Origin of the sequence: Halobaculum saliterrae (genome assembly GCF_009831625.1) — an archaeon.
Taxonomy (GTDB): Archaea; Halobacteriota; Halobacteria; order Halobacteriales; family Haloferacaceae; genus Halobaculum; species Halobaculum saliterrae.
Genome location: NZ_WUUS01000009.1, coordinates 38,280 through 60,119, shown reverse-complemented (window position 1 = coordinate 60,119; position 21,840 = coordinate 38,280). Strand labels below are relative to the sequence as shown.

Below are 21,840 nucleotides of genomic sequence, written 5' to 3'. Positions count from 1 at the left end.
TCGCCAGTAGCTACTTCGTGAACGGCCCCGAAACGACCGACCATGGGATCCGAGCCCTCCACGGAGTCCACCGGAGCCGATCGGCCGGACGGCGACGCGTCCGATCCGCGCGCGACCGTGACCGACGGCGGCGAAGCGACTCGACCGCCGTACTCGCCCGCGACGCTCCTGCGTGACTGGGTCGCCGCGGGCGTCGTCGTCGCCGGACTGTACGCGCTCCTGTACGCGGTACCGCTGCCGCCGTTCGGCGTCCCCGGGTACCTCCTCATCGTCGCGTTCGACTGGCTCGAAGCGATCCTCCCGACGTTCCCGAGTTCGATCGCCTACGACGCGGCGTTCGGCGGGTTCCTCGCCGCCCTCGCGGCCGCCGCCGCGGTCGGCGGATCGGCGGCCCGGTCCCGCGGCGCGCGGGACGGCTGGCGCGTCGGCGCGGGGTCTGGGCTCGCGACCGTCGGGGCGGTCGGCGCCGTCCTCGCGGTCGGCGTGTTCGCCGCGAACGCCCGCGGCGACTACGTCCCGTTCCTGTTGGTCACGGGGACGAGCCTCGCGCTCCTCGCTGGCGGCCGCGTGCTGGCGTTCGGACGACTCGGCCGCCGGTCCGCCTGAGACCGGCGCGGGTCTGCGGGAACCGAACGGCTCGCGAGCCGGACGGGCGCGCCCATCGCCCGTGCTCGCACTGGTCCCGCGTTCGTATTTGAACGTTCGCCGCCGAGAGAGTCCCCGCGGCACCGACCGCGCCCGCGACGAGTCACCCCAGCAGCAGCCACCCGCCCGCGGTCGTCGCGGTGAGGGTCGCGAGAAACGCCGCGAACGTGACGGTGGCGTCCGTGCGTGCCTCGCCGGCCGGCCGCCACTCGACCCCGGCCGACGGCAGCCACGCGGTCGCGGCGGCGACGCCGAAGGCGAACGGGAGCAACAGCGTCAGCGTGAGCCCGAGCGGTCCCGCGCCGACGGCGGTCTCCCCCGTGAGGACCACGAGCCCGGCGTACGCGATCGAGAGTCCGACGAACACGCCCGCCGCCGCGTACGGGTCGTCGCCGTCCGGGCCGCCGCCGAACGGCCGCAACGCCCGGCGGGCCGCCGCGGTCCCCATGAACGGGACGCCGGCGGCCGCGCCCGCGAGCACCGCGACCGCGACGCCCACGAACGGGGCGGTGAGCGGTTCCATGCCCGAACCGGCGGGTTCGCCTGGTAAATGTCTCGTCCCCCGTGTATCAGCGACGAGAACGGATCGATCGAGTCGGACCGTGAGCCGGACCGGATCGCGGGAGTCCGCCTCACCTGTCGAAGGGGGGTTCGACGTCGGCGTCGGGATCGGACTCGGGAAACTCCACGGCCGTCCGAGCGCCGTCGGCCGCACGCCACTCCTCGCGGGTCACCGAGAACCGGTGGTGGTCTGCGGGCTCGTCGTACCGGCCCGCGTGGTTCCGCAGGCGTCCCTCGTAGCGACCGCCGTGTCGGTCGACGTACCGCTCCACGGCGGCGTACGACCGGTCGTTCTCGCCGTGGAGCGGCACCGCGGCGACCCCGAGGTCGAGTCGGTCGAACGCCACCTCGAACAGCGCGTCGGCGCGCTCGCCCGAGTACCGCCTCCCCCAGAACGGCTTCCGCAGCCAGATCGCGAGCAGCGCGAGGTCGCGGTCCCACCGGAGGATGAGGCCGGCGGTCCCCGCGAACTCGCCGGCACCCGGCTCGCCACTTCGGGGACGCACGACCCACTCCGCCCGTTCGCGCTCCTCCCACTGCCGCTCGAACCCGGCGAGCCGTTCCTCGGCGTCGACGAGCGTGTCCAGCGGGGACCACGGGAGGTACTCGGTCTCGGCGTCGATCGTCGGGCTCCGGTCGGAGGCGGCCTCGTACAGCGCACGCGGGGAGATGTGATCGGCGGAACACCGTTCGAGCCGGAGCCGGTCGGTTTCGATGACCTCCGGGAACACGTGCCCCGCGTGACCGACCGCGGACATAGTCGTTCCCCCGGTGCGACAGCGCTTCACGACCGAACACCTATGCGGCGTGGGGACGCAGCGCCCGGCATGGCTGTCGACGCCGTGTTGTTCGATCTGGACGACACGCTCTACCCGTACGATCCGTGTAACGAGGCCGGCACGCGCGCCGCCTTCGAGACCTACCGCGACCGCGGCGGCGACCTCGACGCGGAGGCGTTCGAGGCGCGACGTGCACGTGCCCGACGGGCGACGAAGCGCGAGGTCGGCGCCACCGCCAGCAGCCACAGCCGCCACATCTACTACAAGCGGCTGGTCGCGGACCTCCCGCGACCGTTCGACGCCGACCTCGCGCGGGCGCTGGGCGACGCCTACTGGGACGCGTACCTCGACGAGATGACGGCCTTCGACGACGCCATCCCCACGCTCGACGCGCTCCGGGAGGCCGGCGTCGACGTGGCGGTCGTGACGAACCTCACGACGCGCGTCCAACTGCGCAAGCTCGCGCGCCTCGGAGTCGACGAGCGCCTCGACGCGCTCGTCACCAGCGAGGAGGTCGGCCGCGAGAAGCCGGCCGCGCCCGTGTTCACGGCGGCGCTCGCCCGCCTCGACCGGACGCCCTCGGAGGCGCTCGTCGTCGGCAACTCCCCCGCCAACGACATCGAGGGCGGAAACGCGCTCGGAATGGAGACGGCGCTGTTCAACGGGCCGGGGGGAGACGCCGACGGGGACGGAGACGGCGCCGGCGCGACGGGGGAGAACCCGAACCACGTTCGAACGCCGGACCACCGGCTGGACTCCCTGGGCGAGGTGACGGAGGTGGCGCTGTGAGCGACGAGGCGAACCCGGCGGTCCTCCGCGGGGCCCGCGAGGCGGTCGTCGAGCACGCGCCCGAGCTCGCGCGACTCACGCCGGGGCGAACCGGGAACCTCAGCGTCCGCGACGGCGACCGCTTCGCGGTCACGCCGACGGGCGTCGCCTACGACGCCTTCGACGCCGACGACGTGCCGGTCGTGGATCTGGAGGGCGAGCGAGTCGCCGGGCGGATGAAGCCCTCCAGCGAGGTGCCGATGCACCGGCACATCTACCGCGGCTACGGCTCCGACGCCATCGTCCACACCCACTCGCCGTGGGCGACGACGATGGCCGTGCTCCACGAGGAGCTCCCCCCGATCCACTACATGATCGTCACCGTCGGCAAGCGCGTTCCCGTCGCCGAGTACGCCCCCTACGGCACCGAGGAGCTGGCCGCGAACGTCGTCGCCGCGATGGAGGAGGCGAACGCCACCGCCTCGTTCATCGAGAACCACGGCCTCGTCGTCACCGCCGACGACATCGAGACCGCGCTGGAGCACACCACCCACGTCGAGGACCTCTCGCGGCTGTACCTCCAGTCGTCGGCCGTCGGCGAGCCGACCGAGCTCCCCGAGTCCGAACTCGACACCGCGATCGAACAGTTCCGAGGGTACGGACAGGACGCCGATCAGTAGGACCTGTCGGCTGACATGTCGGCAAGGACTATGCGATCCCGCGTCGTACGCTCGCGCATGCCCCCGGCGACCGTACTCACCTGCGACGGCTGCGGCTTCGAGGCACCGACCGGGAACGACGCGTGGGATCGCGTGAGCGACCCCCGACTCGGAACGCTCACTCGCTGTCCCGAGTGCGGCAGTACGAACGTCCACAACAGGGACTGATCCCCGTTCGACGGACGGGAGCGGGCCGCCGCCCGACGGGACGTTCGCCGGAGATCGCGCTCCCCGGCGCGGCCGCTCGGAACGTGAACGAACGGAACGAAAGCGGTCCGCCGTCGTTAGCGGGCGGCGGCGGCGACGCGTTCCGTCTCCTCCTTCTGGGAGATGGCGTACGTCTGGACGTCGTAGCGGGCGGCGCCGATGAGCTGGTCCGCGAGCGCGTCGGCGGCGCTGGTCGTCGTCTTGTAGCTGGCGCCGCGAACGCCCTCGGCGATGAGCTTCAGCGACTGGTCGACGCGGCGCTGGGGCGCGACGTCGACCGCCTTCGGCACGGAGATGCCGCCGTACTTCAGGCGGACGGTCTCCTCGCGCGGGGCCGCGTTCTCGACGGCCTCGACGAGCACCTGCACCGGATTGTCCTCGGTGCGCGAGTGGATCGTGTCGAAGGCGTCGCGAACGATGCGCTGGGCCTGCTGCTTCTTGCCCGTGTTCTCCTCGGTCTGCATCAGGCGGTTGATGAGCCGCTCGACCAGCGAGATCTCGGACTTCTGGAACTGCTTGGACGCGTGACGACCCATCGTGTGCGCGATGGGGGTCACGTTCATGTACTTCCGGGTGGACGGGTCGGAGTACTCGATCTCCGAGACGTCCCACTCGCCGAACAGCAGCGCGTTCTCGACGGCCTGCTCGGAGTCGGCGGGCGCGTCCGGGTCCGGTGCCTCGGCCTCGGCGTCGACGTCGGCGTCTTGCTCTGACTCGCTCATTATCGGACGGGCTTCTCCGCGTTGCCGCGGACGAGTTCGATCATCGACACGCCGTTCACCTTCTCGACCTTGTAGTTGACGCCGGAGAGGTCGCCCATGGCGCGACCCTTCGCGCCGCCGATCCCCGCGATGGTGACCTCGTCGTGCTCGTCGATGAACGAGATGGCGCCGTCGCCGGGGCAGAACGCCGTGACCTGCTTCCCGTTCTTGATGAGCTGGACCCGCACGCACTTCCGGATCGCCGAGTTGGGCTGCTTCGCCTCGATGCCCACCTTCTCCAGGACGATACCGCGACCCTGGGGGGCGCCCTCGAGGGGGTCGGACTTCTCGGAGAGACCGCGCTCGCGTCGCGCGTACTCGGAGTCGGACCACCGCCGCTTCTGGCGGTCCTTCTTGAGCTTCCGCGCGGCGTATTTGCCGTTGGCCATCGTGGACTTCCGTTCTCAGCGGAGCTACCTAAGGGTTCCCTTTCCGTGTCCCCGAGACGACGCGAGAGACGATTAGCGGTACCTCTCGCGGGATCTACGTCCGTTTCGCACGCTCGATGACGGGCGCAGCGAACGTTTCCGCTCGAATGAGGCCCGCAGCGAGCGTCGTCGACCCGGACTCCGATCGCCGGTCACTCCGCCCCGTCCACGGCGACCGCCCCGGAGAGCTCGCGGCCGGCCGGCGGCCCGGGCGTCGCCCCCGCGGACTCGAGCGCGTCGACGGCCCGCTCCCTGACGGTTCCGCGGACGTGTAGCACGCGGGAGACCGTCGGGTCGTCGATGTGGTACTCGACGGTCAGGGACACGCCGTCGTCGCCGAGCGCGTCGACCCGCACACTCGGCGCGACCGAGTCGGCGACCCCCTCGACGGCCGCCACGGCGTCGCCGAGTTCCCGCGCGGCCGTCGCGAGGTCGTCGTCGTATGCGATCGGGACGGTCTCTCTCGCTCGGATCCGATCCTGGGCGTACGGGCGGACGACCGTGTCGGCCGTCAACACCGTGTTCGGAACGGTGACGACCGCGTTCTCGCCGGTCCTGACGCGCGTCGATCGGAAGTCGACGCGCTCGACGCGACCCTCGCCGCCGGGCCACTCGATCCAGTCGCCGACGTTGAACTCCGGGTCGACGACGAGGAACAGGCCGCTGACGAGCGAGCCGATGAGGTCCTGTCCGGCGATCCCGACCGCGAGCGTCGCGGCGGCGACGACGACCGCCGAGCCGCCGAGCGTCGCTCCGTACCCGCCGGCGATGAGCCCCAGGACGACCGCGACGATCGTCGACGCCACCCCCACGTACGTTCGCGTCGCGTCGACGATCGTCGGGTTGTTCGGGTTCCGCGAGCGAACCACGCGGGCGGCCGCCGGGGCGATCAGGAGTCGACCGACGGCGTACACCGGGAGGGCGACGGCGAGCACCCAGCCGGCCGTGGCGAGCGCGCTCGCGAGCGCGTCCGTCGCGGTGCCGACCGGCACGGGAACCGGTACCGGGTCGGGCGGCTCGATCTGGAACGGCGTCATCCCGGCGTGGCTCGCGGTCGGGACGGAAAAACAGTCGGCGCGTACCGGCGCGAGGCTCAGGCTAACTCACGTTCAGGCTAACTGCACGTCGTCGATGTCGAAGTGACGCGCCGCCAGCGTCCGCGCGGTCTCGATGTTGCGCCCGTCGGCGCCGATGGCGACGCCGCGGTCGGCCTCGACGACCTCGGCGTACGCCACGACGTCGTTCTGCCGGCTCACCGTCACGCCCCGAACCGCCGCCGGCGCGAGCGCGTTCGCGACGAACGCCTCGGGCGTGTCGGCGTCCTCGACCAGCTCCACCGACGCGCCGAGCTGCTCCTCGACGCGCTCGACGGTCCGCCCGCCGGGACCGACCGCCTCGGCCATCTCGCCCGCGGGGATGAGGAAGACCAGCCGATCGCCGTCCTCGAAGACGAGGCAGTCCGTCGGCGCGACGCCGACGAGCTCGTCGAACGTCCCGATGTACCGCCGGGCCTCGTCGGTGATCTCGACGCGCACCGTCAGTCGTCCGCGGACGTCGTGTCGGGCGCCGAGCCCATCCGCAGGTCGACGTCGCCGGTGCCGATCGACACCGGCTTCCCGACGATGACGTTCTCGATGACGCCGTTGAGGTCGTCGGCCTCCCCGTGGATCGCCGCGTCGAGCAGGTGGTTCACCGTCACCTCGAACGCCGCGCGCGCGAGCACGGAGTCCTTCGACCCGGAGATGCCGTGGCGGCCGATCGACTCGACGGTGCCGCGGTTCGTCATGATGTCCGAGACGAGCATCAGGTGGCGGATGTTCACGTCGTCGAGGCCCTGCTCCTCGAGCGTCTCCATCGTCTCGTTGATGATGGTCTCGCGGGCCGCCTCGACGCCGAGCGTCCGGTAGATCTCGTGGATGTTGTTACACGTGGTCCGGGAGGCGTCAACGCCCTCGATCTCCAGGGCGTCGGCGAACGCCGACCCCTCGGTGTAGAGGACGTACTCCTCCTCGCCGTCATCCACTTCCTCCTTCCGGATAACGACGCGGGAGACCTCCTCGATCCCCTTGAACACGATGTCCCGGAGCTCCTCGACGAGCTGGAGCAGCTCGCGGTAGCTCGGCTCGTCGGGCCCGAACTCGATCGTCGTGCCCGAGTGGCGCGTGGAGACGCCCAGCGAGTCCTCGACGATGTCGGCGACGATGCCGGCGACCTCCGTCGGGTCCTCGTGGGTGGGCCACCGCTCCAGCAGCGTCTCCTCGTTCAGGTCGACGCGGACGACCATGTCCGCGACGTTCGTCGACACGTCGCCGAGCGCGAGGATCTTCGTCGCCTCCAGCTGCCAGACGACCTCGTGGGCCTTCTCGCGGTCGGTCGCGTGCTCCTCGTCGAGGTGGACGACCATGATCGGCGTGTCCGGCGTCTTCCGGGCGTCCACCAGCTCGATGAGCCGGGGGAGCCCCTGCGTCACGTCCATCTCCGCGACGCCCGCGTAGTGGAACGTGTTCATCGTCATCTGCGTTCCGGGCTCGCCGATACTCTGTGCGGAGACGGTCCCCACGGGGTCCAGCGGGTCGACCCGCGTGTCGAGGTAGCGCGACTCGGCGGCCTGCGCGATCTCGTCGGCCTGCTCGGCCGTCACGCCGCCGCGTCCGTCGATGTTCTCGTAGATCTCGTCCCGCAGTCGCCGCGGCAGCTCGGTGTCCTCGACGATCAGCGCGATGTCCTCGGTGACCGCCTCGTGAGCGTCGACGAACCGGTCGACGGACTCGACGGCGTCAGTCATCGCTCACCCCCACGCCGCCGGCCTTGTCGAGACCGGGCCCGGCGTACTCCGAAAGGTTCGTCGGCTCCTCGCGCCGGCCGAGGAAGCGCTCCTTCTCCTCCTCGGAGGCGAACTCGGCGTCGACGACGCGGTCGGTGATCTGTTCGATGTCGATGGGCGTGTCCTCGTTGGAGGACACCTTCACCGGCGAGGTGCCGTCCTCGCCGAACTCGAACTGGACGATGGTGTCGGAGGTGTCCCGCACCGTGCCGTCGTACTGCGCCTCCAGTTCCGAGAGCGCGTTGATGAGGCGACGCTGCAGGTATCCGGACTTCGAGGTCCGGACCGCCGTGTCGACGAGTCCCTCGCGGCCGCCCATCGCGTGGAAGAAGAACTCCTCGGGCGTCAGGCCCGAGCGGTAGGAGTTCTCCACGAACCCGTGGGCCTCCGCCGAGAGGTCGTCCGGCTCGTAGTGGGCGAGCGTCCGGTCCTCGTAGCCGCGGTTGATGCGCTCGCCGCGAACCGCCTGCTGGCCGACGCAGCCGGTCATCTGGGTCAGGTTCAGCATCGACCCACGCGCGCCGGAGCGCGCCATGACGACCGCTGGGTTGTCGTCGGCGAAGTGGTCCTCGGCGATCTCGCCCGCGGAGTCGCGGGCCTTGCCGAGCGTCTGCATGATCTTCATCTCCAGCGTCTCGTCGACCGACCGACCGGGCAGGCTCTCCAGCTCGCCGGCCTCGTACGTCGAGATCAGCTCCTGAACCCGTTCGTACGCGGACTCGATCGCCTCGTCGACCTGCTCGTTGGCCTGCGGCGGGATCGACTCGTCGTCGATGCCCAGCGAGAACCCGAAGTGCATGATGGCGCGCATCGCCAGCGACGCGACCTCGTTGACGAACACGCGGGCGCGGGTCTTCGAGTACACCTTCGTGAGCGTGTCGACGATCTCGCCGCCGAAGCCGCCGACGGCGTCCTCGTCGATGGTGCCCTCGACCAGCTGGCCGTTCTCGATGCGGACGGTGTCGCCCGCCGAGGAGGTGAACTCGAGGTTCAGGTCCTCGGGCAGCAGCTCCGAGAACACCGTCCGGCCGGTCCAGACCGGCTCGCCGGCGTCGTTCGTGCCGTCGGCCTCGGGGAGCTCGTCGACCGAGGTCGCCCGCAGGAGGTCGAGCGCCTGCGTCTCGGTGAACTCGGGGTTGTCGTGCGTCAGGAGGTACGTCCCCGAGATGTGGTCCTGGATGGCGCCGATGATGTTCTCGCCGAACCGCGGCGAGAGCATCTGCTCCTGCACGCGCATGAGGACGCGCGCCTCCGCGCGGGCCTCCTCGTTCTGGAGCGCGTGCATGTTCATCTCGTCGCCGTCGAAGTCGGCGTTGTACGGCGGGCAGACGGTCGTGTTCAGCCGGAACGTCTTGTACGGCATGACCACGACCTCGTGGGCCATGATCGACATCCGGTGCAGCGAGGGCTGCCGGTTGAAGATCACGATGTCGCCGTCGACCAGGTGGCGGTTGACCTCCCAGCCGGGCTCGACCTTCTCCGCCAACTCCTCGCAGTTCTTCTCGGTCACCTTCAGCCGGCGGCCGTCGGGCCGCTTGACGTAGTTGGCGCCGGGGTGGGCCTCGGGCCCGTTGCGGACGTACTGCCGGGCGCGGTCGATGTTGCGCTCGGCGACGTTCATCACCTGCGTCATCTCCTCGGCGACCCGCTCCGGGACGCCGACCTCGTTCAGCGAGAGGGTGGGGTCGGGGCTGATGACGGTCCGCGCGGAGAAGTTCACGCGCTTGCCCGACAGGGAGCCGCGGAAGCGACCCTCCTTGCCCTTGAGGCGCTGGGAGAGCGTCTTCAGCGGGCGGCCGGACCGGTGACGAGCGGGCGGCGTGCCCGAGATCTCGTTGTCCACGAAGGTGGTGACGTGGTACTGGAGCAGCTCCCACAGGTCCTCGATGATGAGCTGCGGGGCGCCGGCCTCGCGGTTCTCCATGAACCGCTGGTTGATCCGGATGATGTCGACCAGCTTGTGCGTGAGGTCGTCCTCGGAGCGCTGGCCGTTGTCGAGCGTGATCGAGGGGCGGGTGGTGACCGGCGGGACCGGAAGTACCGTCAGGATCATCCACTCGGGGCGGGACTTCTGCGGGTGGATGCCGAGCGGTTCGAGGTCCTCGTCCGGGATGTCCTCGAACCAGTCGCGGATGTCGCTCGGCATCAGCTTGTTCATGTCCTCGACGGTGAGGTCGATGCCGAGCGCCTTCTCCAGCGCCTTGCGGTCCTCCTTGCGCGGGCGGAACTCGCCCGAGAGGATCTCGTTGATCCGGTCGAGCGCGATGCCCGTCTCGTCGGCCAGATCCATCGGGGACATCGCCTCGCTCTCGTCGACCTCCTCCTCGTCGTCCTCGGGCTCGTCGGGCTGCATCGCGCGGGTGATGAGCTCCGAGTAGTCGCCCGAGAGCACGTCCTGCACCTCGTAGTAGGTGGTCGGCTTCTCGTGTTTGATGTCCGCCTGCGGCTCGCCGCAGTGCGGACAGTTGTTGGCCTTGCGGGCCTGTCGGACGGCCGACTTCAGCACGTCGGTGGGGTCGCCGCCGAGGTCCTTCGTGCGCTGGAGCTTCTCCTTGTACTCCTCCTTCTCCTCCTCGGTGAGCGCGAGGCGGCCGCAGTTGCGGCACGTCGCGCGCAGCAGCCGACGGATGAGCTTCGTGAAGCCCACGTGGATGACGGGCGCGGCCAGCTCGATGTGGCCGAAGTGCCCGTTACACGACCCGGAGTGCTTGCCGCAGGTGCGGCACTCCAGTCCGGGGTCGATGACGCCCAGTCGCGGGTCCATCAGCCCCATGTCGATGGGGTAGCCGTCGTCGTCGTACGTGTCCGCGGTGATGACCTTCGTCGCGGACATGTCCCGATACGTCTCCGGGTCCATCAGCCCGAAGTTGATGCCGCCGATCTCTTTGGGTGTCTGGCCTGCCATAGTTAGACTGCGTCCTCAAGTTCGAGGGTCGGTCGAATGCCGAGCGCCTTCATCTCGTCGAGCAGCAGCTTGAACGCGTAGCTGATCTCCATCTCGTGGATGTCGTCCTCGTCGCCCGTGATCGGGTCGTAGATACGACGCTGCTCCACGTCCTCGACGGCCACCATCCCCGTCTCCTCGGAGATGTACACCGTCTCCTTGTCGGAGGCGTCGAGCAGCCGCTCGTTCAGCGCCATCGCGGCGCCGTGCCCGATGAGCACCTCGCGCTCCATCTCGCCGACGCGGAGGCCACCCTCGCGAGCGCGCCCCTCGGTCGGCTGACGGGTGAGCACCTGCACCGGCCCGCGCGAGCGGGCGTGCAGCTTGTTGCTCACCATGTGGTACAGCTTGTGGTAGAAGATCGTCCCGACGAAGATCTCCGCCTCGATCTTCTCGCCGGTGACGCCCGAGTACATGACCTCCTTCCCCGAGGACTTGTACCCGTGCTCCTCCAGCGACGAGCGGAGCGCCTCCTCGTCCTCGCCCTGGAACGCCGTGCCGTCGACGCGGCGCCCCTCCAGCGAGCCGACCTTCCCGCCGAGCATCTCCAGCACGTGGCCCACCGTCATGCGCGACGGGAGCGCGTGCGGGTTCATCACGAGGTCGGGAACGAGCCCGTCCTCCGTGAACGGCATGTCCTCCTGCGGGGCGAGGTGGCCCACGACGCCCTTCTGGCCGTGGCGGGACGCGAACTTGTCCCCGAGCTCGGGGATCCGCTCGTCGCGCACCGAGACCTTCGAGAGCTTCGAGCCGTCCTCGCCCTCCATCAGCGTGACCGTGTCGACGACGCCCGACTCGCCCGAGCGCATCGTGACGCTGGTCTCGCGACGCTTCTGCGGTGAGAGGCCGCCCATGTCGTCGGGCTCCTCGAGGAACCGGGGCGGGCTGGTCTTCCCGAGCAGGACGGAGTTCTCGTCCACCTTCGTCTCGGGGTTGACGAGGCCGTCCTCGTCGAGGTGGGTGTACGCGTCCTCGCCGCGGGCGCCGCGCACGTCCTGGGACGGGACCTCGAAGCGGTCCTCCTGGCCGCCGGGGTAGCGGCGCTCCTCGCCCTCGTAGGTCCGGAAGAAGTGCGAGCGCTGCATCGCGCGGTCGACGCTCCCCTTGTTCATGACGAGCGCGTCCTCGATGTTGAACCCCTCGTAGGACATGACCGCGACGACGAAGTTCTGCGCCGACGGTCGCTCGTCGAACCCGATCTGCTCGGTGGTCTGCGTCTTGACCATCGACAGCTGCGGGTAGTGCAGGAGGTGCTGGCGCGTGTCCGGCCGGATCCGGTAGTTGGCCGACGGCAGCCCGAGCGACTGCTTCATCATCCCCGCGCCCATGGTGATGCGCGGCGAGGCGTTGTGCTCGGGGTACGGGATCATCCCGGCGCCGATGCCGAAGATGAGCTGCGGGTCGATCTCCAGGTGCGTCGTCCGCGAGTTGAGGTCCTCCTCGTCGGTGGCGACGTAGATGTCCTCCTCCTCCTCGGCGTCGATGAACTCGACGATGCCGTGGTCGACGAGGTCCTCGAACTCGATCTCGCCGTTCTCCAGCGCCTCGATCGTCTCGTCGTCGAGGAGCGGCTCCCCGTTCTCCACGACGATGAGCGGCCGCCGGGCGCGTCCAGCGTCGGCGTTGACGATGACCTCGTCCGTTCGGTCCTTCACCGAGACGTTCACCATGTCGGAGACGTCGCCGCGGCGGCGCGCCTCACGGATCTGTGCCGCGAGCTGGTTCGGGTCCGGGTGGGTCCCGACCAGGCTCCCGTTGACGTAGACTTTCGCTTCTCGTTGTTGGCTTGCCATGTGTTAGTCGTCCGCGGATGCGCGGTCAACGCCCTCGATGCCGGGGATCCCCTCGACACCCATGGACGCGAGTTCTCGCTTCAGTCCCTGTTCGTCCTCGATGTTCTGGCTCAGCTCCATCGCCTGCGCGAAGTTCTTCACCAGTCCACAGTTCGGGCCCTCCGGCGTCTCGGAGGGGCAGATGCGACCCCACTGGGTCGCGTGCAGGTCGCGCGCCTCGAAGTGCGGCTGCGACCGCGACAGCGGCGAGCGCAGGCGACGAAGGTGCGACAGGACGCCCATGTAGTCCGTCCGGTCGACGAGCTGGGAGACGCCCGAGCGGCCGCCCACCCAGTTCCCCGTCGCGATGGGGTGTTCGAGCCGCTCGGTCAGCACGTCCGAGCGGACCACCGTGTTGACGGTGAGCTGCCGGTTGCGCATGTTGGCGCGCTCCAGCTGGTACTTCACGTCGCGCGCCAGCTTGTTGAGCGCCGTCCGGAACAGGTCCGTCATCAGGTCGCCCGAGACCTTGAGGCGCTTGTTGGCGTAGTGGTCCTTGTCGTCGGACTCGCGGCGGTCGAGCGCCAGCTCGAAGCACGCCTCGGCCATCCGGCAGAGGTAGTACGCCTTGTTGATGCGGACGTCCTCCTCCTCGACGCCCTCCTCGTGGAGGTGCGGCAGGAGGTAGCGGTCGATGACGTAGTTGGCCCGCTTGAGCTGGTAGTTCTTCCCTTGGCCCGAGGCGACGCGCTCGCCGAGGGTCTCGATGGCCTCCTCCTCGGTCTGCACGTCGGCCTCCTCCAGGTTCTCCAGCATGAACTTGACAATCTCCGGGTCGTCGGAGACGCGGTGGACGATCTCCTCGTCGGATTCGAGCCCGAGGGCGCGAACGAGCGTGACGAAGTTGACCGAGCCGGACACAGAGGGGAAGCTCACTTCGAGTAGCCCCTCGCGGTTGCGCTCACAGAGGACGAGCGCGCGGTAGCCTCGCCGCTGAGAGAACGTCTTGGCGACCTGGATCTCGTCGCCGTACTTCGAGTCGTACTCCGCGAGGATCTTGTTGGGCGCGAGGTCCTCGCTCGTCATGAGCACGCGCTCGGAGCCGTTGACGATGAAGTAGCCGCCGGGGTCGACGGGGTCCTCGCCGATCTCGATGAGCTCCTCGTCGGAGAACCCGGAGATGTTGCACTTGTTCGAGCCGACCATGATCGGCATCCGGCCGACTTTCGTCTCGGTCTGGTCGACGACCGTCTCGGGCTCGTCCTCGCCGCCGCGGATGATCTTCATCTCCATGAAGACGGGGGCGGCGTAGGTGATGTTGCGGAGGCGTGCCTCCTGCGGGTACAGCAGCTCCTCGGAGCCGTCGGCCTCGCGGACGCGCGGCGTCGTCATCCGCACGTCGCCGAGCTCGACGTAGACGGGCTCCTGCCCCTCCTTGTCGCCGATGTCGGTCTCGATCGTCTCCTTCTCGTCGACGACGCGCTGCATGCCGCGGTCGAGGAAGTTGTTGAATGACCGGAAGTGGTGCTCCGCGAGCCGCTCCTGGGAGAAGTACTCCCGGGAGACGGAGCGTCGTGCCTCCCTGTTCATTCTACCACCAGTCGATAGACGACCGCGACGTCGGTGGTTCGTGAGTCCCGTTCGATGCGGACCACGTCGCCCGTCTCGGCCTCGTCGGGCGTCGCGGGGTCGGTCCGCTTGATCTTGGGGAGATCGGTCCGTTTGACGTTGTACTCGTCGAGCACCTCCTCGATTTCGTCCTCCTCGAGGAGCGTGTGATCGGGCACGAGTTCGTGTTCGCTTACGTTTACCATGGCTTGGGAGAGTTCGTAGTCGCGCGCGGCCGTGTTTGCTGGGGAGAAGTCTTCACGAGATACTACGGCGGTATATACGTCCCGGCCACATAACGCTTGTCAAACGAGTTGGGGACCGGCGGCTGGCCACCTCACCGCTTGCACGACTGCGATATCCGTCCCCGCCGATATGAACGTTACGGCGTACGGTATCGCGGGGCACGGTGGCGTCGGATGAGAAGTCTTAATTATGTACCCGGGAAAGGAATGGATGCGCAGAGGCGTGGTGGAAACCCGCCGACGCGATGCATGCCCGGATGGTGTAGTGGCCCATCATACAACCCTGTCACGGTTGTGACGCGGGTTCAAATCCCGCTCCGGGCGCTTTCTGTTTCGACCGAATGACGAGCGATGAGTGTCGCGAGCAGTCCGTGCCGTAGTGGACGCATATCACACGAATTCGAATGAGGTGGCACGGACAGGTCGACTGAGGAATCTACCCCTCTGGCGTGTTCACCTCGTCAGAATTCGGAGTGACTCGCTCAACTTTACATCCGATAGAGGCCCGATCGACGGTATGAACCGTGGCTCGGTGAACTCGAAGCAGGTAGGTGACGAGACCGAGGCTGCTGCGCTCCGAACCCTGATCTCGAACGGATACAACGTCTCGATCCCGTTCGGTGACAACGACGCGTACGATCTGGTCGTCGACAACGGGGACCGACTGCTCCGTGTTCAATGCAAGACTGCTTGGCAGAACAAGTCGGAGACGATACGATTCAATACCCACTCGCAAACGACGCGGGACGGCGAGTATCACGAGATAACGTACGTCGATTCGGTCGATGCGTTTCTCGTTCGATATCCCGAGACGGGAACGCTCTATTGGATCGGAGTCGACGAGGCAACGTCACAGAAGATGGAACTTCGATTCTCCGCCGACATCGACCACCCCGCGATCAACTGGGCTGAGGAGTACGAATTCGACGGATCTATTCCGTCCGAATAACGGATTCTACGTAGTTCTCGTGGCAACTGCCAGCCCGGCCACCGTTTCCTATTCTATTCCATTCCTTCCCCCCGTGAGATCGATAAGCACATGCCGACGACGTCAACAACGACGCCGACGGCACGAAGGACCTCTCCGCTGCGTTCGATCGGATCCTGCCGCTGACGGGGGTCAATTTCGACATTTCCGTAAACTGACCCGTCGCATCCGGGGCATGACGGATCGTCGGGGTCGCTCGTCACTGCCGATGCCGTTCTGACGATCGACGCGACCCGACTCAGAGGACGAACAGCAGGAACGAGACGAGGAACCCGACGGACATCAGCAGCATCACCACGACGAATACGCCGAGCACGGGCTTCTCGACCGCGCCGGCGAGGAGTTTCGCTCGGACCGTATCGTCCCTCCCGCCGCTCACGATCGGATCACGTCCATGCCCCCGCTTGTGCGTCGGCGCGGATAACCCTTCACTCGTCGGGCTCGCATCGATCGGCTCGATCACAGCTCTCGCCGTCCGTTCCGCCTCGACCGCGGTCGCTCGCCCTGGGACTGACACCGTAGTCCGGCGTTCGTCGCTCGCGGATCCGCACCGCAGTCGCGGTCTCGGTCGCGTCGTCGACGACCAGGGCCTCGCCGACGCCGGTCGGCAGCCGCTCGCCGAGATCGTCGTCGACCGCGAGCGGTCTGGCGGCCGCGAGCGTGTCGATGTCGGCGCGGCTGTGCAGTCGGTGGGCCACCAGCAGGTCCGCCTGCGAGACCGCGACCGGCGGCAGCGCCGCGGGCCGCTGGGTGGCACACGCGAGGGAGACGCCGGGCGTCCGGCCGCGGGTAAGCAGCGTCGCCAGCGCGTCGCCGGCGACGCCGTCGAAGAAGGCGTGCGCCTCGTCGACGAACAGCCACGGCAGGCGCTCGATCGACTCCCGACCACGCGCGTCGTACAGTCCGCGGGCGACGGCGGCACAGACCGCCCCGGCGGCCGCCTGCGGGAGTCCGGAACAGTCGAGTACCGTCGGCTCGCCCGTGGCCAGCGTCCGCGGCGCGAGCCCGTCGGGATCGAAAGCGTCCCACTCGGCCGCGAGCGCGAGGTGCGTGTCCGCGGCGCGACGGGTCGCGCGGGCGGCGTCCGCGTCGGCGACGTACTCGCGCGCGGCGGCGATCGAGACAGCCGACGACTCGGCGACCGCGCGCCACACGAGCGATCCGACCGCGCCCGCCGGATCCAGATCCAGCAGCGCCGGCCACGCCGGCGGCGGAACCGCGTCCGGCTTGACCCGGGGACGGCGGTGAACCGTCCCGCCGTCGGCCGCGAGTCCGGCGAGCACGCCCATCGGATCGATCGCCACGGGCGCGAGCCCCTCGGCCGCGGCCACACCCTCCGCCAGCACCGCGAGGGTGTGGGTCTTGCCCGATCCACGTTTGCCGACGACGAGCGCCGCATGCGGGCCGTCGATGTCCACTGCGACGCGGGCGCCGACGCTGTCGTCCGTGGCGCGAAACCGCCCGAGCGGCGCGACTGGGGCCGCGCCGTCCCGAGCGACCGGCTCCCGCCAGTCGTGGCTCTCCGGCTCACACCCGTATCCGGTTCCGCCCTTCTCGGTGCCGATCACGTGCACGGCGGGTGTGGTCCCGGGATCCGTGATGAACTCTCGTCCGAGCGTTCAAATGGGAAACCGGGTCCACCGGGACGTGTGTCTCCCGACAGCACCTCTCCGACCCGGGACCGACTCCGCCCTCGACTCTCTTCGGCCGCGACGACGCAGCGTCGCCGCCTCGCCGAACTCCGTCGTGACGACCGCGCCATCGAGGGGCTCCCGGTCAGACTGGTGATCGCCCTCGTCGTCGGCGTCGCCAGTCTGAGCGTGATGCTCAACATGATCAGCGGCGTGCAGGGGCTCGCCGTTACCGAGCTCGACGCGCGGCCGACGCCGGAGGTCACGACGCCGGGCGAGCAGGAACTCTCCGTCACGGTCGTCGATCCCGACGGTCGCCCCGTCGCGGGCGCGACGGTCGTCGTCGCCGGCGACACGGCACGGCTCGACGGCGTCGCCACCGCGCGAACGGGGGCGAACGGGACGGCGACGGTTGCCGTCGCCCCGACGCTCGGCCCGAACCGGGAGCAGGGGACGCTCAGCATCTCGATCAAGCCGCCTGCGGGCGGTCAGTACGAGGACAGGCGAGGGAACACGCGGGTGCTCGTGGTCGCCGAGTAAGCGCGACGCTACTCCGACGGTATCGGGGCGATGGAGATCTCCCCGCCGCTGCGGACCAGAACCCGGTGATCGAGGTACGAGAACTCCACGTGGACGTCGTCGTCGCCGCTGCGGTCGCAGATCCGGTCGAGGGCGTCCGGGTCGATGACCTCGAACAGCGGCGCGTGACGATCGGGCTCCTCGCGACGGATCGCCGCGGTGGCCTCGACGACCGCGATACTGGCGTCGAGGACGTCCGGATCGAAGGCGCCCGTGTACTCGCCGGTTTCCGGGTCGTAGCTGACCGACACCGACTCCGCGGGGTCGGGATTCACCGCCCGCCCCCGTTTCGGGTCGAACGCTGATCGGTGTCGGGGAGGCCGACGGAGCGCCCGGCGGGCCTCCCGGCGTCGAACGCGCCACCGCCGATCCGTCGGTGGGTCACGACGGCCCCATCGAACCCGCGGCGATGGCTATCGACGCGTCGATCGACATCGTCCATACCTGATCGAACGTCGGACTCGTGATTGACTCTTTCGACTCGACCGGACGATCCCGCGGAATCGGCTCCGTCGCGCATCGCGGCACCGGCCGTTCCCCGCCGTCGGTTGCCGCCGGTGCCGCGAGGGCTAACACCCTGTGGTCCCAACGGACGGTGTTCGAATGCTCACCGACACCCCGGGCATCCATCACGTCACGTCGATGGTCGGCGACGCACAGACGAACCTCGATTTCTACGTCGGAACGCTCGGACTCCGGCTCGTGAAGCGGACGGTCAACCACGAGGACGTGCTCCGCCATCACCTGTACTACGGAAACGGCGCCGGCGATCTCGGCACCGTCTACACGTGTTTTCCCTATCCGAACGAGCCGCCCGGACGCCGCGGGCGTCCCCAGATAACCGCGGCGTCGTTTGCGGTTCCCGAGGGCTCGCTCGACTACTGGACCGACCGCCTCGGCGACCGCGGGATCGACACCGAGCGACGCTCTCGGTTCGAGGAGTCGGCGCTCCGGTTCGAGGACCCCTCGGGGACCCGTCTCGAACTCGTCGCCGCCGATCAGCCGGTCGAGCCGTGGAGCGAGGGCCCGGTTCCCGAACGCGCCGCGATCCGCGGCATCCACGGCGTCACGGCGCTGCCGACGAATCCGTTCGCGACCGCGACCGTCCTCGAAACGCTCGGATTCGACCTCGTTGCCGAGGACGGCGACCGTATCCGCTACCGCGCCGGCGGCGACCACGCGACGGTCATCGACCTGCTGGACCGGACGGCGGAGTTCGCCCGCGAGGGGAGCGGAAGCGTCCACCACGTCGCCGTTCGCGTCGCCGACGAGGCGGAGCTGCGCGAGTGGCACGACCTGTTCCGCGAGCGCGACATCGACGTGTCGCGCATCCGCGACAGGCACTACTACAAGGCGATCTACGTCCGCGAGCCCGGCGGGATCCTGATCGAGCTGTCGACGGAGGGGCCGGGGTTCGGGGTCGACGAGTCCCCGGAGTCGTTCGGCGAGTCGCTCGTCCTCCCGCCGTGGGCCGAGGAGGACCGCGAGATGATCGAGGGGCAGCTCCCGCCCGTCGAGGTGCCGACCGGGGGCCGTCAAGCCTGATGTTCCCGGGCGGAGCGCTGCCGGACGACCTCCCCCGTCCCCACGCCGGACAGCCCGTCGTCACCGCCGGCGCGCCGCGGGGCGCGGCGGAGGCGGCGGTCGTGTGTCTCCACGGCCGCGGCGCAACCGCGCAGGGCGCGATCAACCTCTACGACCCGATCGCCCGCCACGGCGTCGCGTTCGTTGCGCCTCAGGGCGCTCGAAGCCGGTGGTCCCCGCACGCGGCCGACGCCCCGCGCGAGCGCAACGAGCCCCACCTGTCGTCCGCGGTGGCGGCCCTCGACGCGGTCCTCGAGCGGACGCGGGAGGTGCTCGATCTCCCTCCCGAGGCGGTCGTCGTGACGGGGTTCTCGCAGGGGGCCGCCGTCGCCGCCGAGTACGCCGCCGGGATCGGCGGCCGAAGCCCGTCGGCGCTGCTCAGCGGCGGGCTGGTCGGACCGACTGTCGACCCGGAGTCGTACGCCGGCGATCTCGACGGTGCGACCGTGCTCGTCGCCGGCGGCGCCGACGACGACCGGGTCCCGATCGAGCGCGTTCGAGCGACCGCGGGGGTCCTGCGAGCGCTCGGCGCCGACGTGACCGAACGGGAATACGAGGGCGTCGGTCACGAGGTCACGGACGACGAGTTCGACTGGCTGAACGGTCTGCTCGCGGATCTGCAGATCGAGTGAGATCCGCCGCGATAGCGTTTCTGAGCGCGTGTGTGGGGGACGGCTATTGGAGAGCGAGTGTCGGAGACGGCTGTCGGGGTACGCCCGCCGGAGAACGGGATCGCGGTCGCCGGGTCACCGCATCGCGTCGAGCGAGCGGACCGTATCGGACATCAGGTACGCCTCGGGGCGCTGCTCGTCGCAGATCTCGAGGGCGTCGAACGTCTCCCGCCCGTCGTCGACGGTGATCCGGTACGCGTGGCTCGAGAGGGAGACGGGCCGGTCGGCCGTATCGAGGTCGGTTCGCGTCACACTAGCGGGTTCCACCGAGCGGGTATAACTGGCGCGATTCGAGCGTTACAGACACGAACGCGCCGCTTTACGGCGATTCGAGAATCGGAAACATTCACCGCGTCGACGCGGGCGTGCGATCTGATCCGCGGTTCGAGGGCGGCGCCGTTCGTCACCCGTCAGCTCCCGAACAGCTCCCGGTACAGCGTCGCCTCCGCGCGCCGGAGCCGTTCGAGGAACGCGCTCTTCGAGATGCCGAGGCCGTCCGCGACCGTCGCGGAGTCGGTCGTTCGGGGCACGTCGAAGTATCCCGCCTCGACCGCCGCCCGCAACGCCTCGACCTGCGGCGGCGTGAGCCCGAACCGGCCGCCGACGGGCGCGGACTCCGCGCCGAGGGGAGACGTCCGGGTCAACTGCACGCCGACCGTCTCGCCCGCGGTCCGCATCACGCCGCGAAGCACCTCGTGGCCGACGACGGCCCCCGTGACGGTGGCGTCGCCGTCGCGGTAGGTCACGTCCTCGACGAGCAGCCCCGCGGAGACGAGTTCGTGGACGACGCACGGATGCTTCGAGAGGCACCGGTACGTGTCTCGCTCGCCGGCCCGCGAGCGGTGGAGGTAGCGGACCCGGTCGTCGGCGTCGAGGTGCGCCGCGAGGTCGTCGTCGCGCGGCGCCCCGAACCGCAGGAGGACGTTGCCGTCGGCGCGCAACTGCGGCGGCTCCGCGCGCACGGCCACCCGCGTCGCCGCCGTCGCCTCGGCGAGGGGGCAGTCGTCGCCGCTCACGCGGACCTCGACGGCGAGACACTCCTCGATCACGGGTCGGTCATGAGTCGGTCATGGATTGGTTCGGTTCGATCAGGGGTAGATCGTGTGGGGTGATAGCGTGGGTAGAATATAAAACACGTACATGAACGGGTGAATCGGTAAGTGTCACAATGTGAAGGATCGATCATCATGGACATCGAGGAGGTCACGGAGCGCGCCGGACCGCGGCAGTTCGGCCCGAACGACGACATGCCCGAGGAGTACCGCCGGGCGGCGACCCGGATGATCCAGTTCCACGCCAACAGCGAGGTGATGGGCGGGTACCTCGACAAGGAGTTCACTCGACACGCGCCCTCGCTCGACCGGAAGCTGGCGAACACCGCGAAGGTGCAGGACGAGATCGGCCACGCGCAGTTGCTGTACCGCGCCGCGGAGACGCTCGGCGTGAAGACGCGCGACGAGATGCTCGAGGAACTGCAGAACGGCGAGGGGAAGTTCCTCAACTGCTTCCACTATCCGGTGGACTCGTGGTACGAGGCGCCGATGATCGACTTCTTCGTCGACGGCGGCGCGATGCGCCGACAGGCGACCCTGAAGTCGACGAGCTGGACGCCGTACGCCCACGCGATGGACAAGGTGTGCTTCGAGGAGGGGTTCCACGTCAAGCACGGCGAGTCCATCCTGCGGGAGCTGATGCGGGGGTCGAAGGCGACACAGGAGCGCACACAGGAGACGTTCGAGGAGTGGTGGCCGCGCATCCTCCAGTTCTTCGGGCCGACGAACGACGAGTCCACCCACAACGACTTCGCCCAGGAGGTCGGCCTCAAGACGACCTCCAACGACGAGCTCCGCAACTCGTTCCTGAACATGTACGTCCCGAAGGCAGAGAAGTACGGGCTGGAGATCCCCGAGTACCCCCGGATCTTCGAGCGCGACGACGGGACGATGGCCGTCCGCGAGGACGACCTCGACTGGGACGAGTTCTGGACCATCGCGAGGAACGAGTACGAGGGAAGCGACGAACAGATCGGCTCGCGCGCCCGTCGGCAGGAGGCCGTCTCGTGGGTCCGTGAGAGCCTCGACGACTGGGAGGGGAGCGCCGCGGGAACGCCGCAGGCGGCCGATTGA

General features: G+C 69.1%; 26 protein-coding genes and 1 tRNA gene. 10 read left to right on the top strand and 17 right to left on the bottom strand.

Translation table 11 applies throughout. The features are described from left to right. The first annotated feature begins 42 nt into the window (after nt 1-42). A complete protein-coding gene (locus tag GRX01_RS14160; protein ID WP_159668814.1) occupies nt 43-606 on the top strand; it encodes a hypothetical protein in 564 nt (187 codons plus the stop codon). Nucleotides 607-748: 142 nt separating this feature from the next. On the opposite strand, the gene GRX01_RS14155 is transcribed toward GRX01_RS14160, so the two are convergent. Together GRX01_RS14155 and GRX01_RS14150 are read right to left on the bottom strand one after the other, a co-directional pair. Further along, on the bottom strand, nt 749-1,168 hold the full coding sequence (locus GRX01_RS14155; RefSeq protein ID WP_159668812.1) for a hypothetical protein: 420 nt from the start codon (nt 1,166-1,168) through the stop codon (nt 749-751). Between the two features lie 109 nt (nt 1,169-1,277). Beyond that, on the bottom strand, nt 1,278-1,937 hold the full coding sequence (locus GRX01_RS14150) for a GNAT family N-acetyltransferase (protein WP_321168127.1): 660 nt from the start codon (nt 1,935-1,937) through the stop codon (nt 1,278-1,280). A gap of 96 nt (nt 1,938-2,033) precedes the next feature. On the opposite strand from GRX01_RS14150, the gene GRX01_RS14145 reads away from it, so the two are divergent. From GRX01_RS14145 to GRX01_RS18910, 3 genes are read left to right on the top strand one after another with little or no spacing between them, the layout of a single operon-like run. Next, entirely contained in the window at nt 2,034-2,774 is a 741-nt protein-coding gene (locus tag GRX01_RS14145; protein WP_159668804.1) for an HAD family hydrolase, read from the top strand. Then, entirely contained in the window at nt 2,771-3,433 is a 663-nt protein-coding gene (locus tag GRX01_RS14140; protein WP_321168126.1) for a class II aldolase/adducin family protein, read from the top strand. Before GRX01_RS14145 ends, GRX01_RS14140 begins: the two co-directional genes overlap by 4 nt. 57 nt (nt 3,434-3,490) lie before the next feature. After that, nucleotides 3,491-3,640, top strand: a complete 150-nt coding sequence (locus GRX01_RS18910; protein ID WP_201289608.1) for a hypothetical protein — start codon at nt 3,491-3,493, stop codon at nt 3,638-3,640. Between the two features lie 116 nt (nt 3,641-3,756). Here GRX01_RS18910 and GRX01_RS14135 read toward each other — a convergent pair whose 3' ends face one another. The 9 genes from GRX01_RS14135 to GRX01_RS14095 form a co-directional block, all read right to left on the bottom strand. Continuing rightward, nucleotides 3,757-4,401 carry a 30S ribosomal protein S7 gene (locus GRX01_RS14135; RefSeq protein WP_159668801.1) on the bottom strand — a complete coding sequence of 215 codons (645 nt, stop codon included), beginning with the start codon at nt 4,399-4,401 and terminating at the stop codon, nt 3,757-3,759. Then, nucleotides 4,401-4,829: a 30S ribosomal protein S12 gene (locus tag GRX01_RS14130; protein ID WP_073306653.1), complete on the bottom strand. Its 429-nt coding sequence runs from the start codon at nt 4,827-4,829 to the stop codon at nt 4,401-4,403. The genes GRX01_RS14135 and GRX01_RS14130 overlap by 1 nt, the downstream gene beginning before the upstream one ends. Nucleotides 4,830-5,020: 191 nt before the next feature. Then, nucleotides 5,021-5,905, bottom strand: coding sequence for a mechanosensitive ion channel family protein (locus GRX01_RS14125; RefSeq protein WP_159668798.1), 885 nt, complete (start codon nt 5,903-5,905; stop codon nt 5,021-5,023). 72 nt (nt 5,906-5,977) lie between these two features. After that, nucleotides 5,978-6,403, bottom strand: a complete 426-nt coding sequence (locus GRX01_RS14120; protein WP_321168125.1) for a NusA-like transcription termination signal-binding factor — start codon at nt 6,401-6,403, stop codon at nt 5,978-5,980. A gap of 2 nt (nt 6,404-6,405) precedes the next feature. Next, entirely contained in the window at nt 6,406-7,653 is a 1,248-nt protein-coding gene (gene rpoA2, locus GRX01_RS14115; RefSeq protein ID WP_159668795.1) for a DNA-directed RNA polymerase subunit A'', read from the bottom strand. Beyond that, nucleotides 7,646-10,597 (bottom strand): DNA-directed RNA polymerase subunit A', encoded by a 2,952-nt coding sequence (locus tag GRX01_RS14110; RefSeq protein WP_159668792.1) that lies wholly within the window; start codon nt 10,595-10,597, stop codon nt 7,646-7,648. The genes rpoA2 and GRX01_RS14110 overlap by 8 nt, the downstream gene beginning before the upstream one ends. 2 nt (nt 10,598-10,599) lie before the next feature. Continuing rightward, complete coding sequence (gene rpoB, locus GRX01_RS14105) at nt 10,600-12,429, bottom strand: DNA-directed RNA polymerase subunit B (protein ID WP_159668789.1); 1,830 nt, start codon at nt 12,427-12,429, stop codon at nt 10,600-10,602. Between the two features lie 3 nt (nt 12,430-12,432). Further along, entirely contained in the window at nt 12,433-13,998 is a 1,566-nt protein-coding gene (locus GRX01_RS14100; RefSeq protein ID WP_159668786.1) for a DNA-directed RNA polymerase subunit B'', read from the bottom strand. Further along, the gene (locus tag GRX01_RS14095) at nt 13,995-14,222 is read right to left on the bottom strand and encodes a DNA-directed RNA polymerase subunit H (RefSeq protein ID WP_159668783.1); all 228 of its coding nucleotides are present in this window, start codon (nt 14,220-14,222) and stop codon (nt 13,995-13,997) included. Before GRX01_RS14095 ends, GRX01_RS14100 begins: the two co-directional genes overlap by 4 nt. 290 nt (nt 14,223-14,512) lie before the next feature. On the opposite strand from GRX01_RS14095, the gene GRX01_RS14090 reads away from it, so the two are divergent. Next, nucleotides 14,513-14,585: transfer RNA gene (locus GRX01_RS14090), tRNA-Asp, on the top strand. Between the two features lie 208 nt (nt 14,586-14,793). After that, nucleotides 14,794-15,210 carry a group I intron-associated PD-(D/E)XK endonuclease gene (locus GRX01_RS14085; RefSeq protein ID WP_321168124.1) on the top strand — a complete coding sequence of 139 codons (417 nt, stop codon included), beginning with the start codon at nt 14,794-14,796 and terminating at the stop codon, nt 15,208-15,210. Between the two features lie 277 nt (nt 15,211-15,487). Here GRX01_RS14085 and GRX01_RS14080 read toward each other — a convergent pair whose 3' ends face one another. Together GRX01_RS14080 and GRX01_RS14075 are read right to left on the bottom strand one after the other, a co-directional pair. Continuing rightward, on the bottom strand, nt 15,488-15,628 hold the full coding sequence (locus GRX01_RS14080; protein WP_159668780.1) for a hypothetical protein: 141 nt from the start codon (nt 15,626-15,628) through the stop codon (nt 15,488-15,490). Between the two features lie 49 nt (nt 15,629-15,677). After that, a complete protein-coding gene (locus GRX01_RS14075; protein ID WP_321168123.1) occupies nt 15,678-16,823 on the bottom strand; it encodes an ATP-binding protein in 1,146 nt (381 codons plus the stop codon). A 75-nt stretch (nt 16,824-16,898) separates the two neighbouring features. Between GRX01_RS14075 and GRX01_RS14070 the strand changes: the two genes are divergently transcribed. Next, nucleotides 16,899-17,420, top strand: coding sequence for an Ig-like domain-containing protein (locus GRX01_RS14070; protein ID WP_394351391.1), 522 nt, complete (start codon nt 16,899-16,901; stop codon nt 17,418-17,420). 8 nt (nt 17,421-17,428) lie between these two features. Here the strand turns inward: GRX01_RS14070 and GRX01_RS19210 are convergent, their stop codons facing one another. Both GRX01_RS19210 and GRX01_RS14060 read right to left on the bottom strand, forming a co-directional pair. Continuing rightward, nucleotides 17,429-17,734: a HalOD1 output domain-containing protein gene (locus GRX01_RS19210; RefSeq protein ID WP_159668777.1), complete on the bottom strand. Its 306-nt coding sequence runs from the start codon at nt 17,732-17,734 to the stop codon at nt 17,429-17,431. Next, nucleotides 17,731-17,901, bottom strand: coding sequence for a hypothetical protein (locus GRX01_RS14060; RefSeq protein ID WP_159668774.1), 171 nt, complete (start codon nt 17,899-17,901; stop codon nt 17,731-17,733). The genes GRX01_RS19210 and GRX01_RS14060 overlap by 4 nt, the downstream gene beginning before the upstream one ends. A 161-nt stretch (nt 17,902-18,062) precedes the next feature. Between GRX01_RS14060 and GRX01_RS14055 the strand changes: the two genes are divergently transcribed. Both GRX01_RS14055 and GRX01_RS14050 read left to right on the top strand, forming a co-directional pair. Continuing rightward, nucleotides 18,063-19,004, top strand: a complete 942-nt coding sequence (locus GRX01_RS14055) for a VOC family protein (protein WP_159668771.1) — start codon at nt 18,063-18,065, stop codon at nt 19,002-19,004. Continuing rightward, entirely contained in the window at nt 19,004-19,675 is a 672-nt protein-coding gene (locus GRX01_RS14050; protein WP_159668768.1) for an alpha/beta hydrolase, read from the top strand. The genes GRX01_RS14055 and GRX01_RS14050 overlap by 1 nt, the downstream gene beginning before the upstream one ends. Before the next feature lie 114 nt (nt 19,676-19,789). On the opposite strand, the gene GRX01_RS14045 is transcribed toward GRX01_RS14050, so the two are convergent. Next, nucleotides 19,790-19,966, bottom strand: coding sequence for a hypothetical protein (locus tag GRX01_RS14045; RefSeq protein WP_159668766.1), 177 nt, complete (start codon nt 19,964-19,966; stop codon nt 19,790-19,792). Nucleotides 19,967-20,124: 158 nt separating this feature from the next. Continuing rightward, complete coding sequence (locus GRX01_RS14040) at nt 20,125-20,763, bottom strand: helix-turn-helix domain-containing protein (protein WP_321168122.1); 639 nt, start codon at nt 20,761-20,763, stop codon at nt 20,125-20,127. Between the two features lie 138 nt (nt 20,764-20,901). Here GRX01_RS14040 and GRX01_RS14035 point away from each other — a divergent pair, with 138 nt between their 5' ends. Next, nucleotides 20,902-21,840, top strand: coding sequence for a Phenylacetic acid catabolic protein (locus GRX01_RS14035; protein WP_159669190.1), 939 nt, complete (start codon nt 20,902-20,904; stop codon nt 21,838-21,840).

Excerpts from the sequence above, each read along its gene's own strand:
- GRX01_RS14155 (WP_159668812.1), bottom strand. The coding sequence starts at position 1,168 with ATGGAACCGCTCACCGCCCCGTTCGTGGGCGTCGCGGTCGCGGTGCTC.
- GRX01_RS14130 (WP_073306653.1), bottom strand. The coding sequence starts at position 4,829 with ATGGCCAACGGCAAATACGCCGCGCGGAAGCTCAAGAAGGACCGCCAG.
- GRX01_RS14095 (WP_159668783.1), bottom strand. The coding sequence starts at position 14,222 with ATGGTAAACGTAAGCGAACACGAACTCGTGCCCGATCACACGCTCCTC.
- GRX01_RS14145 (WP_159668804.1), top strand. The coding sequence starts at position 2,034 with ATGGCTGTCGACGCCGTGTTGTTCGATCTGGACGACACGCTCTACCCG.
- GRX01_RS14160 (WP_159668814.1), top strand. The coding sequence starts at position 43 with ATGGGATCCGAGCCCTCCACGGAGTCCACCGGAGCCGATCGGCCGGAC.
- rpoB (WP_159668789.1), bottom strand. The coding sequence starts at position 12,429 with ATGGCAAGCCAACAACGAGAAGCGAAAGTCTACGTCAACGGGAGCCTG.
- GRX01_RS14060 (WP_159668774.1), bottom strand. The coding sequence starts at position 17,901 with ATGGACGATGTCGATCGACGCGTCGATAGCCATCGCCGCGGGTTCGAT.
- GRX01_RS14100 (WP_159668786.1), bottom strand. The coding sequence starts at position 13,998 with ATGAACAGGGAGGCACGACGCTCCGTCTCCCGGGAGTACTTCTCCCAG.
- GRX01_RS14035 (WP_159669190.1), top strand. The coding sequence starts at position 20,902 with ATGGACATCGAGGAGGTCACGGAGCGCGCCGGACCGCGGCAGTTCGGC.
- GRX01_RS14055 (WP_159668771.1), top strand. The coding sequence starts at position 18,063 with ATGCTCACCGACACCCCGGGCATCCATCACGTCACGTCGATGGTCGGC.
- GRX01_RS14135 (WP_159668801.1), bottom strand. The coding sequence starts at position 4,401 with ATGAGCGAGTCAGAGCAAGACGCCGACGTCGACGCCGAGGCCGAGGCA.
- GRX01_RS14050 (WP_159668768.1), top strand. The coding sequence starts at position 19,004 with ATGTTCCCGGGCGGAGCGCTGCCGGACGACCTCCCCCGTCCCCACGCC.
- GRX01_RS14125 (WP_159668798.1), bottom strand. The coding sequence starts at position 5,905 with ATGACGCCGTTCCAGATCGAGCCGCCCGACCCGGTACCGGTTCCCGTG.
- rpoA2 (WP_159668795.1), bottom strand. The coding sequence starts at position 7,653 with ATGACTGACGCCGTCGAGTCCGTCGACCGGTTCGTCGACGCTCACGAG.
- GRX01_RS18910 (WP_201289608.1), top strand. The coding sequence starts at position 3,491 with ATGCCCCCGGCGACCGTACTCACCTGCGACGGCTGCGGCTTCGAGGCA.
- GRX01_RS14110 (WP_159668792.1), bottom strand. The coding sequence starts at position 10,597 with ATGGCAGGCCAGACACCCAAAGAGATCGGCGGCATCAACTTCGGGCTG.